At 68.4% G+C, this 21,033-nt stretch carries 16 protein-coding genes; 12 read left to right on the forward strand and 4 right to left on the reverse strand.

Annotated elements, in window-relative coordinates:
* The first annotated feature begins 148 nt into the window (after positions 1-148).
* The 5 genes from ODE13_RS06720 to ODE13_RS06740 all read left to right on the forward strand — a co-directional run bounded on the left by ODE13_RS06720 (position 149) and on the right by ODE13_RS06740 (position 6,779).
* Positions 149-505, forward strand: a complete 357-nt coding sequence (locus ODE13_RS06720) for a hypothetical protein (RefSeq protein WP_322478572.1) — start codon at positions 149-151, stop codon at positions 503-505.
* Positions 492-1,844 carry a hypothetical protein gene (locus tag ODE13_RS06725; protein WP_322478573.1) on the forward strand — a complete coding sequence of 451 codons (1,353 nt, stop codon included), beginning with the start codon at positions 492-494 and terminating at the stop codon, positions 1,842-1,844. Before ODE13_RS06720 ends, ODE13_RS06725 begins: the two co-directional genes overlap by 14 nt.
* A gap of 12 nt (positions 1,845-1,856) precedes the next feature.
* Positions 1,857-2,909, forward strand: coding sequence for a LacI family DNA-binding transcriptional regulator (locus ODE13_RS06730; protein WP_322478574.1), 1,053 nt, complete (start codon positions 1,857-1,859; stop codon positions 2,907-2,909).
* A 152-nt stretch (positions 2,910-3,061) separates the two neighbouring features.
* A complete protein-coding gene (locus tag ODE13_RS06735; protein ID WP_322478575.1) occupies positions 3,062-4,378 on the forward strand; it encodes an MFS transporter in 1,317 nt (438 codons plus the stop codon).
* 64 nt (positions 4,379-4,442) lie between these two features.
* Complete coding sequence (locus ODE13_RS06740; protein ID WP_322478576.1) at positions 4,443-6,779, forward strand: alpha-L-rhamnosidase; 2,337 nt, start codon at positions 4,443-4,445, stop codon at positions 6,777-6,779.
* A 10-nt stretch (positions 6,780-6,789) separates the two neighbouring features.
* Here ODE13_RS06740 and manD read toward each other — a convergent pair whose 3' ends face one another.
* Positions 6,790-8,028 (reverse strand): D-mannonate dehydratase ManD, encoded by a 1,239-nt coding sequence (gene manD / locus ODE13_RS06745; RefSeq protein ID WP_322478577.1) that lies wholly within the window; start codon positions 8,026-8,028, stop codon positions 6,790-6,792.
* A 267-nt stretch (positions 8,029-8,295) separates the two neighbouring features.
* Complete coding sequence (locus tag ODE13_RS06750) at positions 8,296-8,718, reverse strand: organic hydroperoxide resistance protein (RefSeq protein ID WP_179541313.1); 423 nt, start codon at positions 8,716-8,718, stop codon at positions 8,296-8,298.
* Between the two features lie 209 nt (positions 8,719-8,927).
* Here ODE13_RS06750 and ODE13_RS06755 point away from each other — a divergent pair, with 209 nt between their 5' ends.
* The 7 genes from ODE13_RS06755 to ODE13_RS06785 all read left to right on the forward strand — a co-directional run bounded on the left by ODE13_RS06755 (position 8,928) and on the right by ODE13_RS06785 (position 17,472).
* Positions 8,928-10,346 carry a galactokinase gene (locus ODE13_RS06755; RefSeq protein ID WP_322478578.1) on the forward strand — a complete coding sequence of 473 codons (1,419 nt, stop codon included), beginning with the start codon at positions 8,928-8,930 and terminating at the stop codon, positions 10,344-10,346.
* A 293-nt stretch (positions 10,347-10,639) separates the two neighbouring features.
* Positions 10,640-11,725, forward strand: coding sequence for an extracellular solute-binding protein (locus ODE13_RS06760; RefSeq protein ID WP_322478579.1), 1,086 nt, complete (start codon positions 10,640-10,642; stop codon positions 11,723-11,725).
* Positions 11,722-12,741 (forward strand): ABC transporter ATP-binding protein, encoded by a 1,020-nt coding sequence (locus tag ODE13_RS06765; protein ID WP_322478580.1) that lies wholly within the window; start codon positions 11,722-11,724, stop codon positions 12,739-12,741. The genes ODE13_RS06760 and ODE13_RS06765 overlap by 4 nt, the downstream gene beginning before the upstream one ends.
* Positions 12,738-14,510 (forward strand): iron ABC transporter permease, encoded by a 1,773-nt coding sequence (locus tag ODE13_RS06770; protein ID WP_322478581.1) that lies wholly within the window; start codon positions 12,738-12,740, stop codon positions 14,508-14,510. Before ODE13_RS06765 ends, ODE13_RS06770 begins: the two co-directional genes overlap by 4 nt.
* A gap of 8 nt (positions 14,511-14,518) precedes the next feature.
* Positions 14,519-15,361 carry a glycerophosphodiester phosphodiesterase family protein gene (locus ODE13_RS06775; RefSeq protein ID WP_322478582.1) on the forward strand — a complete coding sequence of 281 codons (843 nt, stop codon included), beginning with the start codon at positions 14,519-14,521 and terminating at the stop codon, positions 15,359-15,361.
* Positions 15,351-16,454: a LacI family DNA-binding transcriptional regulator gene (locus tag ODE13_RS06780; RefSeq protein WP_322478583.1), complete on the forward strand. Its 1,104-nt coding sequence runs from the start codon at positions 15,351-15,353 to the stop codon at positions 16,452-16,454. The genes ODE13_RS06775 and ODE13_RS06780 overlap by 11 nt, the downstream gene beginning before the upstream one ends.
* 127 nt (positions 16,455-16,581) lie before the next feature.
* Positions 16,582-17,472: a metallophosphoesterase gene (locus ODE13_RS06785; RefSeq protein ID WP_322478584.1), complete on the forward strand. Its 891-nt coding sequence runs from the start codon at positions 16,582-16,584 to the stop codon at positions 17,470-17,472.
* A gap of 62 nt (positions 17,473-17,534) precedes the next feature.
* Here the strand turns inward: ODE13_RS06785 and ODE13_RS06790 are convergent, their stop codons facing one another.
* A complete protein-coding gene (locus ODE13_RS06790) occupies positions 17,535-19,763 on the reverse strand; it encodes an ABC transporter ATP-binding protein (RefSeq protein WP_322478585.1) in 2,229 nt (742 codons plus the stop codon).
* 59 nt (positions 19,764-19,822) lie between these two features.
* Positions 19,823-20,995, reverse strand: a complete 1,173-nt coding sequence (locus ODE13_RS06795; RefSeq protein WP_322478586.1) for an ABC transporter permease — start codon at positions 20,993-20,995, stop codon at positions 19,823-19,825.
* Between the last annotated feature and the right edge of the window lie 38 nt (positions 20,996-21,033).

Genomic DNA, 21,033 nt, shown 5'->3' on the forward strand with positions numbered 1-21,033 from the left:
TTCAAATTTGAATGACACGTCCGTCTCCACTCTATCCAACCCCTCAAGGCGAGGGGAGTGCCAGGGGCCCTGCGCCCTTCCCCAGGCTCCGACGTCGGCCGGCGGATCTCTCATCCTGCTCTCACCTTCAGCGCGCATTCTGGATGTCATGTGGAAACGAGTCTTCGTGGTCCTCGGTGCGGTCACGCTCATCGGCGCCGCACTGCTAGGTGTGCGCGCCTTCCAGCTGGCCACGGAACCGGCCAGCCTGCCCACTGAGATCCTCGACGTCGAGCGTCGACTCGATCCTTCCCGCTCGGTGACGGACGACCAAGCCCACCGGGAGCCGGGGGACCCTCCTTCCGCACCCGAAGCCTCCCCCTCCCCTTCTCCTGAGCAGCCCGAGGTGGCCGAGCAGACCCCGGCGGAGCAGTCCCAGATTCCCCAGCCGGCGCCCCAGTGGGATGACGACGACGACTGGGACGACGACTGGGACGACGACTGGGACGACGATGACGACGACTGAGCCTGTCCCGCCCGCCGCCGGCCCCCGGCTCAAGCTGGTGACCTGGAGCCTGCTGATCAGCACCCTCGCCCTGGGTGCGACCCTGGCGGCGGGCCGCACAGTTCTGCTGGTGGAGGTGGACCAGCAGGCCGATGCGACCATCACCCAGGAGGTGCAGGCCTTCATCGGCTTCGTCGAGGGCTCTCACCACATCGGCAACGGCGAGGAGGAGCAGTTCGCCTCCGAGGCCGAGCTGATGCGCAGCTTCCTGGCCCGGCAGACGCCGGAGAGCCACGAGGCGCTGATCGCCATCTCCGACGGAGAGGTGATGCTTCTGGACAATGCGCGGCACGACGCCGGCCTCCGCTTCGCCGAGTCAGAGACCGCCATGGACGCCGTGCTCTCCGCCGAGGCCAGCTCCGGGGCCCTGCACACCGACGGCTTCGGAGAGGTCCGTTGGGGCCGGGTGACCACCGACCAGGACGGAGCGTTCCTGGTCCTGCACTTCACCACCCCGGCCGAGGCTGACGTGCAGACCACCACCGCCACCTTCGCCCGGCTCGGCGCGGGGTCCCTGCTCCTAGTGGCGGCCCTGGCATGGCTCATCTCCCGCTGGACCGGCACGCCGCCGGCGCAGCGGTCCATCACCGCTGAGGCGCAGGGACCGAGCCGCTCGCAGCCCACGCCCCCTCCCCCGGACATCCACCCGCAGGCCACGACAGCGGCCCGGCTGCTGCTGGGGGTCCAGCGCGAGGCCGCTGTGACACACCCTCAGCGGCGGTTCCTGCTCGCCACGGAACCCCTCCAAAACCCTGACGTCGTCGAGGCGGCCCTCCGGAGTGAGGCGTCGGTCGTCCGGGTGCTCGGAGAGCTCGCCCAGATCGAGGCAGAGGTCGACACCGACGCCGTCCACACCGGCCTACTGGCGCTGGTCGACCATGCACTGGGCACCGAGAGCGGGCGCTCCACAGCACCCGTGGACGCCGCCGTGGTGCTCACCGCCGGCACAGTGGCCGCGCAGCAAGATCCACCGAGCAGGCTGCGGCTCACAGTCCGCAGCCTCACTCCACAGACCCCCGACCCGGAGCCCGGCGCGACGGCGGCCGTCCCCGCCGGACGCGCCACGACGACCCGACTCAGCCACGCTGCGATCAGCAGCGCGGAGGCTGCCCGCCCGTCCCCATCGGGCGCCTCCGCCTACTGGGAGCTGGCCGAGCAGGTCGCCGCTGCCCACCAGGGATGGTGCTGGCGGGACTCCGGGTCGGGTCCAACCATGAGGATCGGCATGGATCTGCCGCTCTCCGCGTCCGATGAGACGTGCACTCCTGCTGGGCTTGGGGCTGATCCAGGGGCCATGTAGCCTCTCATGATCATGGGACGGACGCGCGACGACGGCACCGAGGGCGGGCCACGCCGTGGCCGCCGGGTGACCATCTCCGACGTCGCCCACCACGCCGGAGTCTCGACGGCGGCGGTCTCGAAGGTGCTCCGCTCGGCCTATGGAGTCAGTGATGGGATGCGGCAGAAGGTCCGCGCCTCGGTCCAGGAGCTGGGCTACCGGCCGCATACTGGTGCCCGGGCCATGCGCGGCCGCTCCTACACGGTCGGCGTGATGCTGCTGGACCTCGCCGCGCAGTTCCAGCCCGAGATCATCCAGGGCATCAGCGCCCACCTGGCGGACACCCCCTACCAGGAGATCCTCATCACCGGGGGCATAGATCCCGAGCGGCAGAAGCGCGCGATCGAGGCCCTGACTGACCGCCAGGTGGACGGGCTGATCGTCATCACCCCCAGCATGGAGCCGGAGTGGCTGGAGGACCTCGGCCGACGGCTTCCGTTGGTGACGGTGGCACGGCATGGAGGCTCCCAGCACTTCGACTCCGTGGTCACCGACGACCATCTGGGTGCCCGGCTGGTGGTCGACCACCTCGCCGCGCTCGGTCATGAGCGGATCATGCACATCACCGCGCCCATCGAGGGCCTGCAGCGTCCCTCGGTGCTCTCCCAGACCCCTCGCCTGGACGGCTATCTGGACGCCATGGCCCGCCACGGGCTGACTCCGCAGGTGATCGAGTCCGACTATTCCGAGGCAGGCGGCCACACCGCGACGCTCCAGGCGCTGCGCGGTGCGGCACCACCCAGCGCCATCTTCGCCGGTGCCGACGGCAGCGCGCTGGGGGCCCTGCGGGCCGCGGAGGAACTCGGCGTCGACGTCCCGCGCGACCTCTCCGTGGTGGGCTTCGACAACACCTTCGTCTCCGGCATCGGCCGCATCTCGCTGAGCACCGTGGATCAGGACGGCGCCACCACCGGAGCGATCAGCGCGGATCTGCTGCTGCAGCGCCTCGGTGGCCGATCCGAGCCGATGCGTCGGGTGATCGTGCCCGAGCTGGTGACGCGCGGGACCAGCGCCCCACCCCGCTGACCTGGACATTCTCCAGCGCGCCCCACAAACCTCATGAAACGATTCATGTCGCGTCTTGTAAAACGTTCTACATGCTCGTACGCTGGGTGATCACGCACACGTGACCAACCTCACCGGGTGACATCCCGCACCCGCTCCCCCAGGAGTTCCCCATGCCACTGACCACCATGACCCCTGAGCGTCGCCGCGCCTGGTGGACCGCCGGCGTCGCCGGCATGGCGTCGTACCTCGACGCCGGCGCGATCGTCACCACCGGCACCGCCCTGGTGCTCTATCAGGACGAGCTCGGCATCACCTCGGGCCAGTTCGGCCAGCTCTCCGCCCTGCTGATGGTCATGATCGGCATCGGCGCCCTGATCGGCGGCAATCTCTCCGACCGCTTCGGCCGCCGCCGGGTCTTCACCCTGACGATCATGATGTACGCGGTCGGGGCGCTGGTCCTCGTCGCCGCCCCCGGCGTGGAGGCCCTCTACGTGGGGATCCTGCTGCTGGGCTTCGCCTCCGGCGCGGACCTGCCGCCGTCGCTGGCGATGATCGCCGAGTCCGCCCCGGAGAACGACGAGGGCAAGATGGTCGCCTTCTCCCATGTGCTGTGGATGATCGCCATCCCCGTGGTGAGCGTCTTCGGCATCATCGTCGGGGACATGGGAGCCACCGGTGCCCGCATCATGTACGGGCACCTGCTGGTCGTGGCGCTGATCGTGCTCGCACTGCGCATGCGGCTGCCCGAATCACCCCTCTGGACGCGTCGGCAAGTCGCAGTGCAGACCGGCACCGTGGACCGCTCCAGCCTCAAGGACCTGTTCTCCCGCCGGTGGCTGCCCGCACTCACCGGTGTCGCGCTGTTTTACGCGATCACCAACATCGCGGCCAACACGAACGGCCAGTTCTCCACCTACATGTATGTCAACGTGGCCGGCGCCGATGTCTCCACCGCCTCCGCGATGAGCCTGGTCGGCCTGGCCTGCAGCATTGCGGCCTCGCTGTTCCTGATGCGGATCGTGGACACCCGGTACCGGATGCTCGGCTTCGCGCTGGGCACCGTGACCGCCGTGATCGCCTGCCTCGTCCCGGCCGTCGTCGGCGTCTCCATCCTGGCGTTGGTGCTCTTCGGCGTGGTCTACGGCATCGCGGGGATCGTCTCCGGAGAACCGATGTTCAAGGTGTGGTCCCAAGAGCTGATCCCTACGGCGCACCGCAGCACCGCCCAAGGCATCAGCATCGCCTTCGCGCGGGTGGTGGCCGCCGGCGTGGGCCTCTTCACCCCGCTGATTCTGGACCAGTCCGCCGAACTGATGTTCCTCTTCCTGGCCGCGGTGATCCTGGTGGCAGGACTGATCGGGTTCTTCTGGGTGGCGCGCCGCCCGAAGGTCCTCCAGTCTGAGAAGGACGCCGACACCCCGGCCGCAGATGATTCCAGCGATGCTCTCCGACCTGCCACCTCCAACGCGCCGACCATCCACAGCTGACCCTAAGCGTCGCTGCCCCCCCTCCGCCACAGACGCCGCCGACTCCACCGATCGCGAGGACCCCATGACGCAGAACACCACCGACACACGCACAGCCTCCGCACCGAGCGAGAGGGCTCGCCCCGCCGTCGGGCTGCCGCCGCTGACCACCCGCGCCATCACTCCGGCCGCCCCACTGGACTCGGCCCCACGGTTTCGGAAAGCGTTCACCCTGGAGACCGGCCACGGCGAGGTGCTGCGGGCCACTCTGCGCGCGAGCGCGTTGGGCGTCTACGAGGCCCAGCTCGACGGCGTCCCGATCAGCGAGGACGTGCTGGCCCCCGGATGGTCCAGCTACGAGTGGAGGCTGCGGTACCAGACCTATGACATCACCGCCGAGCTGCAGGGCTCCGCGGACGTCCGCCACGAGCATGTGCTGAGCGCCACCGTGGGTAACGGCTGGTACCTGGGCCAGCTCGGCTGGCAGGAGCGCCGGAGGCTCTACGGCGAGCACCGCGGGCTGATCATGCAGCTGGACGTGGAGTACGACGACGGCCACATCCAGTCCCTCGCCACCGACGAGTCCTGGTCCGCCTCCGGATCCGAGATCCTCTCCGACGACCTCTACGACGGACAGACCATCGACGCACGCAGACGCGGGGAGGACGCCACCGCGGTGCCGGTGCGCACCGTCGGTTTCGACGCCGAGCTGGTGGAGCCGACCGGCCCGCCGGTGCGCCGCCAGCAGGAGATCTCCCCGCAGCGGATCTGGAGCTCCCCGAGCGGCAAGACCCTGGTGGACTTCGGGCAGAACCTGGTCGGCTGGCTCCGGCTGTCCGCCTCGGGGGCCCGCGGGGAGACCATCACCGTGAAGCATGCCGAGGTGCTCGAGCAGGACGAGCTGGGCACCCGTCCGCTGCGGCACGCTGATGCCACAGACCGCTTCGTCCTCTCCGGCGGCGAGGACACCTTCGAACCCACGTTCACATTCCACGGGTTCCGCTACGCCGAGGTGACCGGCTACCCCGGCGAGCTGACCGCAGACGCGCTGACCGCCGTCGTCGTGCACTCCGAGATGCCGCGCACCGGGACCTTCCGCTCCTCGCACCAGCTGGTGAACCGGCTGCACGAGAATGTGGTGTGGGGGCTGCGCGGGAACTTCCTGGACGTGCCCACCGACTGCCCGCAGCGCGACGAGCGGCTGGGCTGGACCGGTGACATCGCCGTCTTCGCACCGGCGGCGGCGCATCTGTACGACGTTCACGGCTTCCTGGCGGACTGGCTGCAAGACCTCGACGCCGAGCAGCGGGCGGCCGCCGGGTTCGTGCCCTATGTGGTGCCGGATGCTTTGAAGTACCAGGACATGCCGGAGGAGTTCCAGCCTGTGGAGTCGGCCGCCATCTGGTCCGATGCGGCGGTGTGGGTACCGTGGGCGCTGTGGGAGGCCTCCGGGGAGGCCGACGTCCTGGCCGCCCAGTACGACTCGATGACCGCGCATCTGCGCCGCGTGGAGTCCCGGCTCTCGCCGACCGGGCTGTGGGATCAGGACTTCCAGTTCGGCGACTGGCTGGACCCTGACGCCTCACCCCACGAGCCCTGGAACGCCAAGGCCGACCGTGCGGTGGTGGCCACTGCCTGCGTGGTCCGCACCGCCCGCATGGTCGCCGAGACTGCACAGATCCTGGGCCGCGACGACGATGCCGCCACCTTCCGTGCACTGGCCGATCGCGTCCAGGCCGCGTACCTGGAGCACTATGTGGACGCCGAGGGACGCATCCGCTCGGACTCCACCACCGTCTACACCCTGGCGATCGTCTTCGACCTGCTGGACGAGACACGGCGTGCCGCCGCCGGCCAGCGCCTGGCCGAGCTGGTGCGCCAGGCGAAGTTCCGGGTGTCCACCGGCTTCGCCGGCACTCCGTACATCACCGAGGCGCTGAGCAGCACCGGGCACACCGAGGAGGCCTACGGACTGCTGCTGGAGACCGGCTGCCCGTCCTGGCTGTACCCGGTGACCATGGGGGCCACCACCATCTGGGAGCGCTGGGACTCGATGCTTCCGGACGGGTCTATCAACCCCGGGGAGATGACCAGCTTCAACCACTACGCGCTGGGGTCGGTGGCCGCCTGGATGCACCGTGTGGTCGGCGGTCTGGCTCCGGCGGAACCGGGCTATGCGCGGGTGCGGGTGGCCCCGCAGCCTCCCGTCGGGGTCTTCGCCGAGGAGATCACCTGGGCGGAGACCACGCAGCAGACGCCCCACGGGCTGGTCACCGTGGCCTGGCGGCGCGAGGGGCAGGCGCTGGTGCTGACGGTGGAGCTCCCGGAGGGCGTAGAGGCCGACGTCGACGTCTCCTCCACGTTCCCCGGCGCGGAGACGCAGGTGATCGGCGCGGGGAGGCACGAGCTGCGGTTCGGCTGAGCGGAGGCGATCACCAGTCGTGGATGGTGCCGTCGGCGAGGCGGTTGTACGGCAGGTAGGCCTGCTCGTACGGATACTTGCCCGCCTCGCCGACGTCGAGCTCGACGCCGAGGCCAGGTTTGGTGCCCGGGTGCAGCAGCCCGTTCTCCCACGTGTACGACTGGTGGAACACCTCGTTCGTCTTGGCACCGTGCTGCATGTACTCCTGGATCCCAAAGTTGTGGATCGCGAGCCCCACGTGCGCCTGGGCGGCCATACCGACCGGCGAGATGTCGGTCGGGCCGTGGAAGCCCGACTTCACCTGGTACATGGCGGCGTAGTCCATCGTCTTCTTCAGCGGCGTGATGCCGCCCATGTGCGTGACGGCGCCACGCATGTAGTCGATGAGCTGCTCGCGGATGAGGTCCTTGAAGTCCCAGATCGTGTTGAAGACCTCTCCGATGGCGAGCGGCGTCGTCGTGTGCTGGCGCACGAGTCGCAGCGACTCCTGGTTCTCGGCGGGCGTGCAGTCCTCGAGCCAGAACAGGTCGTACGGCTCGAGCTCCTTGCCGAGCTTCGCCGCCTGGATCGGCGTCAGGCGGTGATGCCCGTCGTGCAGGAGCGGGATCTCGGGTCCGAACTCGTTCCGCACCGCCTCGAACACTCCGGGGAGGTGTCTGAGGTACGCCCGCGTGTCCCAGTCCTCCTGCACGGGGAGAGCCCCGCGGCGAGCGGGCTCGTGGTCATAGCGGGCCTCTCCTCCGCCCGTGTCGGCGGACTGTGACGCGATCCCGTAGATGGCCTGCAGCCCTGGGACGCCCGTCTGGATCCGGATCGCCCGGTATCCCTCGTCGAGGTGCTCGCGCACGGAGTCGAACAGCTCGGGCAGCTCCTTGCCAGAGGCATGCCCGTACGCCAGCAGGCCCTGGCGGGAGGCCCCGCCGAGCAGCTGGTAGACGGGGAGCCCGGCAGCTTTGCCCTTGAGGTCCCAGAGGGCCATGTCGACGGCGGCGATGGCCGCCATGGTGACGGGCCCGCGCCGCCAATAGGCGGAGCGGTAGAGGAACTGCCAGGTGTCTTCGATGCGGTGGGCATCGCGCCCCAGGAGCAGCGGCACCACGTGCTCCTTCAGGTAGGCGACCACGGCGAGCTCGCGCCCATTGAGGGTGGCGTCACCGAGACCGGTGAGACCGTCTTCGGTGGTGAGCTTCAAGGTCACGAAGTTCCGGTCCGGACTGGTGACGATGACCTCGGCCTTGTCAATGCGCATGGTCGGTTCCGCTCCTCATGTCATGGGGCATGTCCTGGGGCGTGGGCGCGGCAGACCTACGGGCACGCCTGGGTGGCACCACGGTACTACGTGACAGAAGACACAGGCTTCTCGACGCTGACCGCGGCAGGCCCCTGCGGGCCTCCGACCCCGTGGGCGACGTGCGGCAGACCGGTGCATCAGCAGCCACCGGCCTGGTGTCACGACGACGGCGGCCCGCCTCCCCGATTCGGGGAGGCGAGCCGCCGTCGTTCTGCAGAGGGTCGGTCAGTCGTCGCTGACGACGACCTTGACCTCGATGTTTCCACGCGTGGCGTTGGAGTACGGGCACACCTCGTGGGCCTTGTCGGCCAGCTTCTGCGCCTCGTCCTGCGGCAGGTTGGGCACGACGACTTCGAGGGTGACCCCGAGACCGAAGCCGCCCTCGGGCAGCTTGCCGATGCCGACCTTGGCACCCACGGAGGAGTCGCCCAGCTCGGCCTTCTCCTGCCCGGCAACCAGCTGCAGGGCACCGTGGAAGCAGGCGGCGTAGCCTGCCGCGAAGAGCTGCTCCGGGTTGGCTCCTTCACCCGATCCACCCATGGCCTGCGGTGCGGCCAGGGCGAGGTCGATGCGGCCGTCGTCGGTCCGGGTGTGGCCGTTGCGTCCAGCTCCGGCAGCGATGGCCTCTGCGGTGTACAGGGTCTCCATTGGTGATGTCCTCTCAGTCGACGATCAGTCCACCCTCAGCTCAACACATCGTCCTGGGCTTGGCCAGGGGTTCCGCTGCGTATTCGCTCAGAGCTGTCATCTGTTCAGCCGGCCCTCCCCCGGTGCTGCGTCATGTCGCCCCGTCATGTCGCCACGGCGGTGCGCCCCGATGCCGCGCCGGGGCCGGTAGGCAGGCAGAATAGGGGACCATGCATTCCGACGACGTCGCCCGCCTCGAGCCCGGACACCAGCGCGAGATCAGCGAAGGGCTGCACGCCCGGTTCGCTGAGCAGTTCGGGCGGCGGGCCGACGGCGTCTGGTTCGCCCCGGGGCGCGCGAACCTCAACGGCGAGCACGTGGACTTCCACGGTGGCCGCTGCCTGCCGATGGCGCTGGCGCACGGCACCTATGTGGCCGCCGCCCCCCGGGAGGACGGGCTGCTGCGGCTGCGGACCCTGGACCCCGGGCTCGACGACGGGATCCAGACGGTGAGCATCGCGGCGATCGACGCGCTGGTGCGCGCCGATGCAGGCGAGGGCAGCGCCGGGGAGGTTCCGCCGATCACCGATGTGCACTCGATCGTGCCGGGGGTGACCTCCGGCTGGACCCATTACGTCGCCGGAACCCTGTGGGCGTTGCAGCAGCTGGGTGCCGAGCTCCCGGAGCTGGCGGTGCGTCAGGGCTTCGGTGCGGACCTGCTGATCTCCTCCACGCTGCCGATCGGCGGCGGACTGTCCTCCTCGGCGGCGCTGGAGTGCTCGGCGATGCTGGCGTTCGTGGCACTGGCCACCCCGCTGGGGGAGCAGAATCCAGGCCCGGCACTGGGTGCGGCTCTGGACGATGCGCTGCGCGCCCGTCTGGCGGCGGCCTGCATGCGGGCCGAGGTGGAGGTGGTCGGCGCCGGCACCGGAGGCCTGGATCAGACGGTGAGCCTGCGCGGACGAGCCGATCATCTGGTCTCCCTGGACTGCCGGAACTTCTCTGTGGAGCACCGGCCCACCTCGCGGCTCCTGGGGGAGCACACGTTCCTGGCGATCGACACCCAGCAGGCGCACTGGCTGGGCGATGGTCAGTTCGACGACCGGCGCGCCGACTCCGAGGCGGCGATGCGCCTGCTCGGGGCGGACCAGCTGCGGGACGTGCTCCCGGAGAGCCCGCACCTTGGTGACGTCGACGCCGGCCTGGCCCGGTTCGACACGCTGACCGGCGGTGCAGAGGCGATCGAGGGTCGCCGCACCTCCGCATGCCGAAGGCGGCTGCGCCATGCGCTGACCGAGATGCTGCGCTCCGAGCAGCTGGACCGGATCCTGGGCGACGAGAAGCTGGAACCCGGTGCGGGGGCCCAGCAGGTCGGACACATCCTGGATGCCGGCCACGCCTCCATGCGCGACGACGCCCAGGTCTCCTTTCCCGCGGCGGACGCGATCGTGGAGTCCGCCCGTGCCGCCGGAGCGCTGGGCGCCCGGCTGATCGGCGGAGGGTTCGGGGGCTCTGTCCTGGTGCTGGTCCCGAGGAGCCGAGAGGACGACGTCGTACAGGCTGTGCACCGGATGTGCGTGGAGCAGAGCTTCACCGCCCCGAGGTTCCTGCACGTGGAACCGTCCGCGGCGGCACGCCCGGTGGGGTGATCTCGGTGCGGGCCGGGACATTGCGCCCTCTGGTCCGCACTCCATCGAGCCAGCCCGTCCGCAGGAATCTTGGGTTCCTCCGCGCAGTGATGCCGGGGAGCGCCGTCTCAGCCTGACGCAGCGTCCGGTCCCATACGATCCCGGGTCTACTGCACGTGTTCCAAAGTTCACCCTCGACTCATGGACGAGCCACCTGGCTTTCATGGGGCCTCAGCAGAATGGCGCAGGTGCGGGAACGCTCCCGCACTCGCACCGCGCTCGCACCACCACTCTTGCTGAGGAGAGAATTTCCGATGACACTCCGTTCCCGCGTCACCGGTCGGGCCTTGCCCGCCGTCGCCACCACCCTTGCAGGACTCTTCGCGCTCAGTGCGTGCGGAACTGACGACGCCGCCGCGGAGGGGGAAGCCGGCGGCACCCTCGTGGTGTATACGAACTCCGACGGCGAAGGTCGCGGCGACTGGCTCACCGAGCGCGCCGAAGAGGACGGTATGGACATCGAGATCGTGGGCATCGGCGGTGGTGACCTGACCGACCGGCTGATGGCGGAGGCTGGAAACCCGGTGGCCGACGTCGTCTTCGGCCTCAACCACGTGTTCTTCTCCCAGCTCGTCGAGAACGACGTGGTCGCCCCGTACACCCCATCCTGGTCCGAGGACGTGGCGTCGCCCGAACTGGGCGATCCCTCCGGGGACGGGAACTTCTGGCCCGTGGTGCAGCAGGGCATCCCCCTGGTCTACACCCTTGATGCGGTCGCTCCAGAGAGCGCCCCCACCGACTGGCTCGATCTCTGGGAAGACCCCCAGTGGCATGGCCGCTACGAAACCGTCGCTGACCTCGGCGGCGCCACCACGCAGATGGTGATCTCCGGGATCCTGGACCGCTACCAGGACCCCAACGGTGAGCTCGGCGTCTCCGCGGAGGGCTGGAAGCAGATCGAGATGTACTTCGATCACGGAGACCCGGCCGTTCCCGAAACGGACCTCTGGCTGCGCATGGCCGAGGGGGAGGTCGATATGGGCCAGCAGCCCGGCACCTCCAGCCTCGCGAACCGCGAAGAGGAATACGGCATCGAGGTCGGCCTGGTCGAGCCTGAGATGGGCATCCCCTTCGCCGTGGAGCAGGTCGCCGTGGTCAACGGCACCGACCAGGAGGCCCAGGCCCAGGAGTTCATCGACTGGTTCGGCAGCGCCGAGACCCAGGCCGCATGGTCCGAGGAGTTCGGCTCCATGCCGGCCGTCCAGGGCGCCATCGACGAGGCGGACCCGGAGATCGTGGAGCTGCACGAAGATCTCCGGCAGCAGGACATCGACTGGGACTTCGTCGGCGAGAACCTGCCGTCCTGGATCGAGAAGATCGAGCTCGAGTACCTGCCGTGATCCACTACGAAGACATCGAAGTCAGCTTCGGAGACTTCACGGCGATTCCCGCACTGAACCTCGACGTGGCCGAGGGGGAGTTCTTCACCCTCCTCGGCCCTTCGGGATGCGGAAAGACGACGGCCCTGCGCGCGCTGGCCGGCTTCGTGCAGCCCTCACGAGGTGAGATCTTCGTTGAAGGCAGGCCGGTGAGTCGGCTGCCCAGTGATAAGCGCGGCGTGGGCATGGTGTTTCAGAACTATGCCCTCTTCCCCTCCATGACGGTCTGGGAGAACATCGCCTTCGGACTACGGCTGCGCAGGCACAGCGCGGCGGAACGCCGTGAACTGGTGGCCGAGGTCGCCGAGCGAGTGGATCTGAGCGCCGAGCAGCTTCAGAAGCACCCCTCCGAACTCTCCGGCGGGCAGCAGCAGCGCGTCGCCATCGCCCGCGCCCTGGTGCTGCGCCCGAAGATCCTGCTGCTCGACGAGCCGCTGTCCAACCTGGATGCGAAGCTGCGCCATCAACTGCGCTCCCAGCTCAAGGAGCTTCAGTCTGAATTCGGGATCACCACGCTCTACGTCACCCACGATCAGGATGAAGCCCTGACCATGTCGGACCGGATCGCCGTCTTCAACGCGGGACGAATCGAACAGGTCGGCACTCCGGAGGAGATCTACGACCACTCGGCCAACGAGTTCGTCTGCCGGTTCATCGGCGCGGCCACTCAGCTCTCCGGCGAGCTCGCTGCGGACCTGGGCCACGAGGTCACCAGCTCGTGCTTCCTGCGGCTCGAAAAGCCCCTGCTCGAGACGCCCGGAGCCCCGCTTCCCCCGGTCTACCGCCGGATCAGCGCAGTCGTGCAGTCCCTTGCCTATCACGGCACGCACACGATCTACACGGTGGAGGCCCGCGGGACGGCGTTGAAGATCCTGGTGCGCGAGGACGGCGGGGGCAAGGCCGGCCCGGGAGATGAGGTCGAGGTCGGTGTCAATCCTGAGCATGTCCTCGCCTACCCCTCGGCAGGCGTCTCATGACCACCTCCGTGTCCACGATGCTCCGCTCCCCCTTCGCCGTCATCACCCTGGTGGTGCTGACCTGGTTCACCGTGGTGCTGCTGCTCTGGCCCAACCTGAACCTGCTCATCGAGACGTTCTTCCCTGACGGCACGTTCTCCGGACGTGCGGTGGAACGCCTGATGTCCTCCGAGCGTGCCATGCGGTCGCTGCTGAACTCGGTCGTGTTGGCCGTGGCGTTGGCCATCAGCACCAATGTCGTGGGCATCTTTCTGGTCCTGGTCACCAGCTACTTCAAGATCTTCGGATCCCGCGTGCTGTGGCTGGGTTACGCCACCACGCTGATCTACGGCGGCATCGTCTTGGCCGCCGGGTTCAAGTTCGTCTACGGACGAGACGGAATAGTCACCGGAATCCTGCTGCGCTTCCACCCCGAGCTGGATCGCGACTGGTTCACCGGCTTCTTCGCGGTCCTGATCGTCATGACCCTCGCGACGACGACGAACCACCTGCTGTTCCTCTCCTCGGCCATCGCCAAAGTCGATCAGCAGACGGTGGAGGCCGCGAAGAACCTCGGCGCGAGCCAATGGACCATCCTGCGACGGGTGGTGCTGCCCACCGTGAAGCCGATGATCTTCGCGATCACCATCCTGAGCTTCCTGACCGGCCTCGGCGCGCTGTCGGCTCCGATCGTCCTGGGTGGCCGGGATTTCCAGACGATCACCCCGATGATCCTCTCCTTCGCAGGGTCCCCGGCCTCCCGTGACCTGGCCGCGCTGCTCGCCATCGTGCTGGGTCTGGCGACGATCGCCATGCTGGTGTTCCTGACCCGCATGGAAGCAGGGGGGACCTACTTCTCACTGTCGAAGGTGGCCACACCGCTGGCGAAGCAGAAGATCCAGAGCCGGGCGGCGAATGTGGTGGTGCATCTGGCCGCGTACCTGATCTTCCTGTTCTACCTGACGCCGTTCCTGCTGATCATCCTCTACTCCTTCGTGGACTCCTACAGCATCCAGACCAGCTCGTTCGCCATCGAGAACATGTCACTCGCGAACTATGAGCGGGTCCTGACCCAGCGCCGTGCACTCCAGCCCTTCCTGATCTCCATCCTCTACAGCGCGGCGGCAGCAGGTGTCGCCGTCGTCGGGCTGCTGCTGGTGACGCGGGTGCTGGTCCGGCACCGCAACTGGATCTCCATCGGCTTCGAGTATCTGCTGCACGTGCCGTGGCTGCTGCCGGGTGCGATGATCGCACTGGGCCTGATCATGAGCTACGACCAGCCCAGTCCGCTGATCGGCAACAACGTGCTCACCGGCACGGTGTGGATACTTGGCATCGCGTTCGTCGTCATCAAGGTCCCGTTCACGCTGCGGCTCCTGAAGGCATCCTTCTCCTCCATCAACCATTCACTGGAGGAGGCCGCCGTGCTGATGGGTGCCGGCACCTGGACGATCTTCCGCCGGATCCTGCTTCCCGCGGTCCTTCCGGTCGCTGCGGCCGTCTTCGCGTTGAACTTCATCTCGCTGCTCGATGACTACGACACGGCGATCTTCCTGGCGCACCCGCTGTATCAGCCCCTGGGACCCGTCATCCACGCCAATGCGGAATCCTCCACGGACCTCGACGCCCGAGCCAACACGTTCGTCTACACGGTGCTGCTGATGATCATCTCCACGGCGGCGATGTGGCTCGCCTATGGCGGGGCCACCCGCCGGCGGAGGAGGCGCAGACCAGCGGTGGCCCCCGCCGCCCCGGTGACGCTCAGCTCCAGCACCAAAGGGCCCCTATGAGAAACACGATGGCCACGCTGCGCGCTGACGCGGGGATGCTGATCATGGCTCACCGCGGCACTGCGGTGGGGTCGATCACCGAGAACACAGTGGCAGCGGTGCATGCGGCGCTGCGCTCGGGTGCCGACATGGTGGAGATCGACATCGTCGCGTCCACCGATGGTGACTTCTTCTGCTTCCACGACGGCGCGGAATCACGCCTGTTCGGGCAGGAACTCAACATCGTGGATCTGTCCGGCCGAGAGATCCGTCAGCTTCGGTACATCCATACCGACCGGACGGACCGCTCCGCCCGGGTGGCATCCCTTGCGGATGTTCTTCACCACCTGCCACCGAGGGCGGTGCTCAACATCGACCGGTCGTGGCGCTGGTGGGACACGCTCCTGCCGTGGTTGGAGGAGTGGGAGGTGACGCATCAGCTGACGCTCAAGTGCTGGGCGAAGGATGACTCCTCAGTAGACACGCTCCGCCGCCAGGGGCCGCAGCTCCCGTTCATCCCCATCTGCGAGAGTCTGGACCAGGCCCACGCCATGGTGGCCGATCCGCGGCTGAACACAGTGGGCGTGGAGCTGCTGGCAAGAACCCCGGACCACCCGGCACTGGACCGAGAAGCCATCTCCGAGCTCAAGGAGCTGCGCCCCACGGACGAGCCCTTGCTGGTCATGATCAACTCCGAGGTTCTCCGTGACGGCGTGCCGCTCTTCGCCGGCCATGATGATGAGAGTGCTGTGCTCATCTCACCGCACACAGCCTGGGGGCCTCTTTTTGACCTGGGGGTGGACATCATCCAGACAGACTGGCCATGGGTGCTCCGGGACTACCGAGCGTGGAGGGCCGATCATGCCGACTGAACTCTGGGGATCCCCCACGGTGGAAGACGTGGCCCGAGTGGCAGGCGTGTCGAAGTCGACCGTCTCGCGCGCACTCCTCGGCCGCGACCGAGTGTCTGAGGCCACTCAGCAGAAGGTGCGGGCCGCCGCCGCACGCCTGGGCTACGTTCCCAATGTGCTCGCCGCCGAACTCGCGAACCACACCTCCTCGACCGTGGGGCTGCTGCTGCGAGACGCCTCCAACCCCGCCTACGGGCTGATGTTCACCAGGCTGCATGAGGAGGCTCGTGCCGCAGGGCTTCGCATCCTCTCCTCCACCATCCGACCCGGGCCGGAGGACCGTGCGGCGGAAGAGATCTCCACCCTGCACTGGATGATGGGGCTGAAGGTCTCCGGGCTGATCGTCGCCACCGGCGGGGTGGCCAGCGAAGAGCTCCGTCCCTTTCACGCCCAGATACCGATCATCCGGGCCGGCAGGCCTGAACCCACCGGTCAGGTGCACGCGGTCTCCTACGATGAGCGGCTCGCGGCTCGCGCGCTCACGGACCATGTCCTCGTCCATGGTCACCGTCAGGTCGCGGTCCTCACCCCACCGGAGGAGATCTCCTACCCCGAGCACGTGCGGGCGACGTCGATGACGGAGTTCCTGCGTGCGCACGGGGCGGCGGTCACTGTCATCCCCGTGGATCGACTGGAGCGCGGACTCACCCGCACGGTGCAGCTGGTGGGCGACCGTGACGTCAGCGCGGTGATGTGCCCTTCCGACATCCGCCAGCTGGAGGTGATCAGGGTCCTGGACGACGCCGGGTTCAGCGTGCCTGAGGACGCCTCGGTCACCGGGTGCGACGGCATCATGCCCGGACTCGACGTCACGGGACTCACCAGCTACCGAATCGGGGTGGAGGTGCTGGCCGAACGCGTCATCGCGAACCTGTCCCGCCTTCTGGAAGCAGGCGGGTGGTCGGCTGGAATCGAACCACGACGCGCCCTTGACGCCCGAGACACCAGTGGCGCACAGGACATACGCAGCCTGGACGCCCCCGAGAAGGTCCACGAGCTGATCCCCGGCGCGCTGATCCCCGGCCGCACCGTGGCGGCTCCCCTGAGCAGGTGAGCGCTGCGGGAACCACGCCTCCCCTGTCCACCGCCCTTGTCCACCGCCCCTGTCCACCGCCCCTGTCTGCCGAACACCGCTGAACAACTCCGTCTCCCTCTCAACGCCTCCCGTGAAAGGTCTCACCATGTCACTGCGCGCCGCCGAGTACCCGCACCCGCACCACACCTTGGTCCATCTCTCGGACACCCACTTCGTCACGCCTGGGGAGCTGCTCTCCGGCACCGGTCATCCGCGCGACCGACTGGAGGAGATCCTGACCTCGCTCGTCGCCGCGGAGATCAGGCCCGCAGCGCTGATCATCACCGGAGACTTGGCGGATCGCGGTGAAGCTTCCGCCTACCGGGAGTTGAGATCGGTTCTCACTCCGGCAGCCGAGCAGATAGGAACCGAGATCGCGTGGGTCATGGGAAACCACGATCACCGGGAGACCGTTCGGCGAGAGCTGCTCGACGCACCGGCCAGCGACGCACCGTATGACACCACGGTGATGATCGGGGGGCTGCGCCTGATCATTCTCGATTCCACCGTCCCGGGGAAGCATCACGGGGAGCTCAGCGAGGAGCAGCTGGTGTGGCTCGCAGAGGTCCTGCGTGAGCCGGCGCCCGAGGGAAGCATCCTCGCCATGCATCACCCGCCGCTGCCGTGTGTGCAGGACCTCGCCGTCACAGTGGAGCTGCGCGAGCAGCAGCTGTTGGCCGAGGTCGTGCGGGGCACCGATCTTCGAGCGATCCTGGCCGGTCACCTGCACTATTCGACCACCGCGACGTTCGCCGGGATCCCGGTGTCTGTGGCCGGGGCGACGTCGTGCACCCAGGACCTCTTCACGCCCCGCCGCGGCACTCGCGCTCGTGACGCCGCCCAGGGGCTGAACCTCGTCCATGTGTATGACCACACGATCATGCATACCGTGGTGCCCATGGCCGGTGGGGTCACGGTGGGTCGCGACGTCGACGCAGCAGGCACCGCCCGGCTGTTGGCGGAGGATGAGGTCTATATCCCGTCACGGGCCCGGTGAGCAGGACCGCGCACGAAGACGGGGCTCCCTCGCATCTCGGGGGGGCCGGCCGGCTCGCAGAATCAGTCCCGCGCGATCCCAGTCAGGTCGAGAGACTCGCTGAAGTGGCAGGCGGCGCGGCGGCCGGCGTCGGGCTCTCCCAGCTCCGGACGCTGGGAGGTGCAGGGCTCGGCCTGGGCATGCGGGCACCGGGTGACGAACAGGCACCCGTCGGGGGCGTCCTTCGGGTACGGCACCTCGTCGCTGGTGGCACGCTCTGTCGTCCGCCGGACGAAGGTGGGGTCCGGGACGGGCACCGAGTGCAGCAGGGTCTGGGTGTAGGGATGCTTCGGCTGACGGTAGAGCTCCGCAGTCTCCGCCTCCTCGGCGATGCGTCCCAGGTACATGACGTTGACCCGGTCGGCCACGTGCTCCACCACCGAGAGGTCGTGCGAGACGAACAGGTAGGTCAGACCCAGCTCCTCCTGCAGGTCCACCAAGAGGTTGAGGATCTGCGCCCGGACGGAGACGTCCAGGGCGGAGACGGGCTCATCGGCGATGACCAGCCGGGGGTCCGTGATCAGCGCCCGGGCGATGTTCAGCCGCTGCCGCTGGCCGCCGGAGAACGCGTGGGGGTACCGGGGCATGTATTCCGGGCGGATCCCCACCTTCTTCAGCATCTCAGCGACCCGGTCCTCCAGCGTGCTGCCTGAGGCGAGACCGTTCACCAGCAGCGGCTCCCCGACGATCTGCTTCACCGTCATCCGGGGGTTCAGCGAGGAGAACGGGTCCTGGAAGATGGTGCGGATCTGGGTGCGATACTTCCGCAGTCGCTTGCCCGTGATCTGCGCCAGATCGGTCTGGCTGCCGTCCACCTCCCGGAAGAGGATCTGCCCGTCGGTGGGGTCCGCCAGCCGCGCGATGCAGCGGCCCAGCGTGGTCTTGCCGCAGCCGGACTCCCCCACCAGCCCCAGGGTCTGCCCCGCAGGGATGTCCAGGTCGACGCCGTCCACTGCACGGACCTCCCCAGTCGCTCGGCGAAACATCCCTCCGCCGATCGGGAAATGCTTGGTGAGACCCCGGACCTGCAGCAGCGGGCCCGTCGCGGCTCCCGTCCCGACGTCCTCGCCCGGTCGAGACTGGATCTCCACCGGCACCCGCGTACGGACGCCGGACCGCGCCACTGCGTCTGCCGAGACGTCGGCGGCGGACGGCGCCTCCTCCACGGCGTCAGGGATCCCTCCCGGGCCGTCAGCGTGGCTGTAGAGGTGGCAGCGCACCTCCTGGCCTTCCCCCACGACGCTGGAGTCCGGCATGTCGACGTCGCAGACCCCGGGCATCGCGAAGTCGCAACGCGTCCGGAACCGACACCCGGAAGGCATGTTCTGCGGGTGCGGCACCATGCCACGCACGGTCCGCAGCCGCGGGCGCTCCCCGCCGTCGCGCAGCTTCGGGATCGAGTCCAGCAGCGCCCGGGTGTAGGGGTGCCGCGGGGCGGAGAAGATCTGCTCCACCGTGCCGCGCTCCACCACCTGGCCCAGGTACATGACGACGACGTCGTCGGCCATCTCCGCCACCACCCCGAGATCATGGGTGATGAACATCATCGCCATCTGGTTCTCCGCCTGCACGTCCTTCAGCAGGTCGAGGATGCGGGCCTGGGTGGTGACGTCCAGGGCGGTGGTGGGCTCATCGGCGATGAGCAGGGCCGGGTCGCAGGACAGCGCGATGGCGACCATCACCCGCTGACACATCCCGCCGGAGAGCTGGAACGGGTAGACGTCCATCCGCTGCTCGGGCTGCGGGATGCCCACCCGGCGCAGCAGCTCCAAGGCCATCTTCCGCGCCTCATCCTTGGGGACCTCCCGGTGCAGCCTGATCGCCTCGATCAGGTGCGCCCCGACGGTGTACATCGGGGACAGCGAGGACATCGGCTCCTGGAAGATCATGCCGATCTGCCCGCCGCGCACCTGCCGGATCGGCTCCCCGTCAGGGTCGAGCGCGGCGAGGTCCACCGACTCCGCACCCTGGGGGCGCCAATGCATCTCCCCCTCGACGATCCGGCCCGGCGGGTCGATCAGCTGCATCACCGACCGTGCGGTCATCGACTTGCCGCAGCCCGACTCGCCCACCACGCACAGGGTACGTCCGGGGTGGACCTCCAGGTCGACGCCGTCCACAGCCTTGACCGTGCCGTCCGGGGTCTCGAACTGGGTGCGCAGCCCGCTGATCTCGAGCAGCGGGAGGTCACCGTGAGGCGGCCCATCCTCCTCGAGGTCACGCTGATCAGCTGGGGCGATGGTCTGACTCATGGTCTGTGCCTCCTGGTCGCTCCCGCCGCCCCGGGCCGAGGGCCCGACGGCGAGAGGCGTCAGTTCTTGTACGGGTCGGCGGCGTCACGGAGACCGTCACCGAAGAAGTTCATCGCCAGCACGGTCACCACCACCGGGATCCCGGGGATCAGGATCCACGGGGCCGTGGAGACCGCGCGGATGTTCTGTGCCTCCTGCAGCAGCACGCCCCAGGACACGGTCGGCGGCTGCAGCCCCAGTCCGATGAAGGACAGCGCCGTCTCCGCCAGGATGATCGTCGGGATCGACAGGGACAGGTTGGCGATGATGTGGCTGGTGAAGGACGGCAGCATATGTCGGAACATCACCCGCCCGCCGCCGGCCCCGTCGGCGATCGCCGCGGTGACGTAGTCCTCGTTGCGCACTGCGAAGAACTTCCCGCGCACTTCTCGGGCCATGCCCACCCAGCCCACCAGGGAGATCACCACCGTCAGGGCGAAGTATCGCTGGACCGGTGACCACGAGTCCGGCACAGCGGCGAAGAGCGCCATCCATAGCGGGATCGTGGGGATGGACATGATCAGTTCGATCAGCCGCTGGATCGCGTTGTCGATGCGTCCGCCGAAGTAGCCGGAGATCCCTCCCAGCACCACGCCGAGACCCAGGGACAGCAGCACCCCGACCAGGCCGATGGACATCGAGATCGTGGTGCCGTGGATGATGCGGGAGAGCACGTCTCGGCCGTTGGCGTCCGCTCCCATGAGGTACATCGGCGGCCCGTCGGCGTCCACCGGGCCGATCAGGTGCCGGTCCCAGGGGATGAACCCGAGCAGCTCATACTCCTCGCCCCGGACGAACATTCCGATCGGGACGTGCTGCTCCTCGTCGAGCTCGAAGGTCAGGGCCAGGGTGTCCGGATCCTGCTCCAGGCTGTAGCCGTGCACATGCGGGCTGAAGGACCCCTCGTCGAAGAGCTGGACGGTCTGCGGCGGCGCGTAGGTGTAGTCGGAGTTGTGGTAGGTCCCGGAGTAGGGAGCCAGGAAAGGGGCGAAGACCGCCACCAGGTAGATCAGCAGCGTGATGCCGCCGCAGAACATGGCCAGCTTGTGGCGCTTGAAACCCCACCAGATGAGCTTCCACTGCGAAGCCAGAGCGACGTCGGGAGTGTCGGTGTCGGGCCGGTCCGTCTCCTGCGCCGTCGTGGCGGGTGCGGGGAGCTTGCTCTCCCCGCCGGGTGAGAACGGCTGGGTCATCGCGTCCTCGCTTCCTGGTCGGAGGGGTTCAGCGGTGT

It is taken from the genome of Nesterenkonia sp. HG001 (assembly GCF_034438835.1).
GTDB classification, from domain to species: Bacteria; Actinomycetota; Actinomycetes; order Actinomycetales; family Micrococcaceae; genus Nesterenkonia; species Nesterenkonia xinjiangensis.

Bases quoted from the DNA above. Each gene is read 5' to 3' on its own strand.
- ODE13_RS06780 (WP_322478583.1), top strand. From the start codon at position 15,351: ATGCCGACTGAACTCTGGGGATCCCCCACGGTGGAAGACGTGGCCCGA.
- ODE13_RS06725 (WP_322478573.1), top strand. From the start codon at position 492: ATGACGACGACTGAGCCTGTCCCGCCCGCCGCCGGCCCCCGGCTCAAG.
- ODE13_RS06760 (WP_322478579.1), top strand. From the start codon at position 10,640: ATGACACTCCGTTCCCGCGTCACCGGTCGGGCCTTGCCCGCCGTCGCC.
- ODE13_RS06790 (WP_322478585.1), bottom strand. From the start codon at position 19,763: ATGAGTCAGACCATCGCCCCAGCTGATCAGCGTGACCTCGAGGAGGAT.
- ODE13_RS06750 (WP_179541313.1), bottom strand. From the start codon at position 8,718: ATGGAGACCCTGTACACCGCAGAGGCCATCGCTGCCGGAGCTGGACGC.
- ODE13_RS06720 (WP_322478572.1), top strand. From the start codon at position 149: ATGTGGAAACGAGTCTTCGTGGTCCTCGGTGCGGTCACGCTCATCGGC.
- ODE13_RS06785 (WP_322478584.1), top strand. From the start codon at position 16,582: ATGTCACTGCGCGCCGCCGAGTACCCGCACCCGCACCACACCTTGGTC.
- ODE13_RS06730 (WP_322478574.1), top strand. From the start codon at position 1,857: ATGGGACGGACGCGCGACGACGGCACCGAGGGCGGGCCACGCCGTGGC.
- ODE13_RS06740 (WP_322478576.1), top strand. From the start codon at position 4,443: ATGACGCAGAACACCACCGACACACGCACAGCCTCCGCACCGAGCGAG.
- ODE13_RS06795 (WP_322478586.1), bottom strand. From the start codon at position 20,995: ATGACCCAGCCGTTCTCACCCGGCGGGGAGAGCAAGCTCCCCGCACCC.
- ODE13_RS06775 (WP_322478582.1), top strand. From the start codon at position 14,519: ATGGCCACGCTGCGCGCTGACGCGGGGATGCTGATCATGGCTCACCGC.
- ODE13_RS06770 (WP_322478581.1), top strand. From the start codon at position 12,738: ATGACCACCTCCGTGTCCACGATGCTCCGCTCCCCCTTCGCCGTCATC.
- ODE13_RS06755 (WP_322478578.1), top strand. From the start codon at position 8,928: ATGCATTCCGACGACGTCGCCCGCCTCGAGCCCGGACACCAGCGCGAG.
- manD (WP_322478577.1), bottom strand. From the start codon at position 8,028: ATGCGCATTGACAAGGCCGAGGTCATCGTCACCAGTCCGGACCGGAAC.
- ODE13_RS06735 (WP_322478575.1), top strand. From the start codon at position 3,062: ATGCCACTGACCACCATGACCCCTGAGCGTCGCCGCGCCTGGTGGACC.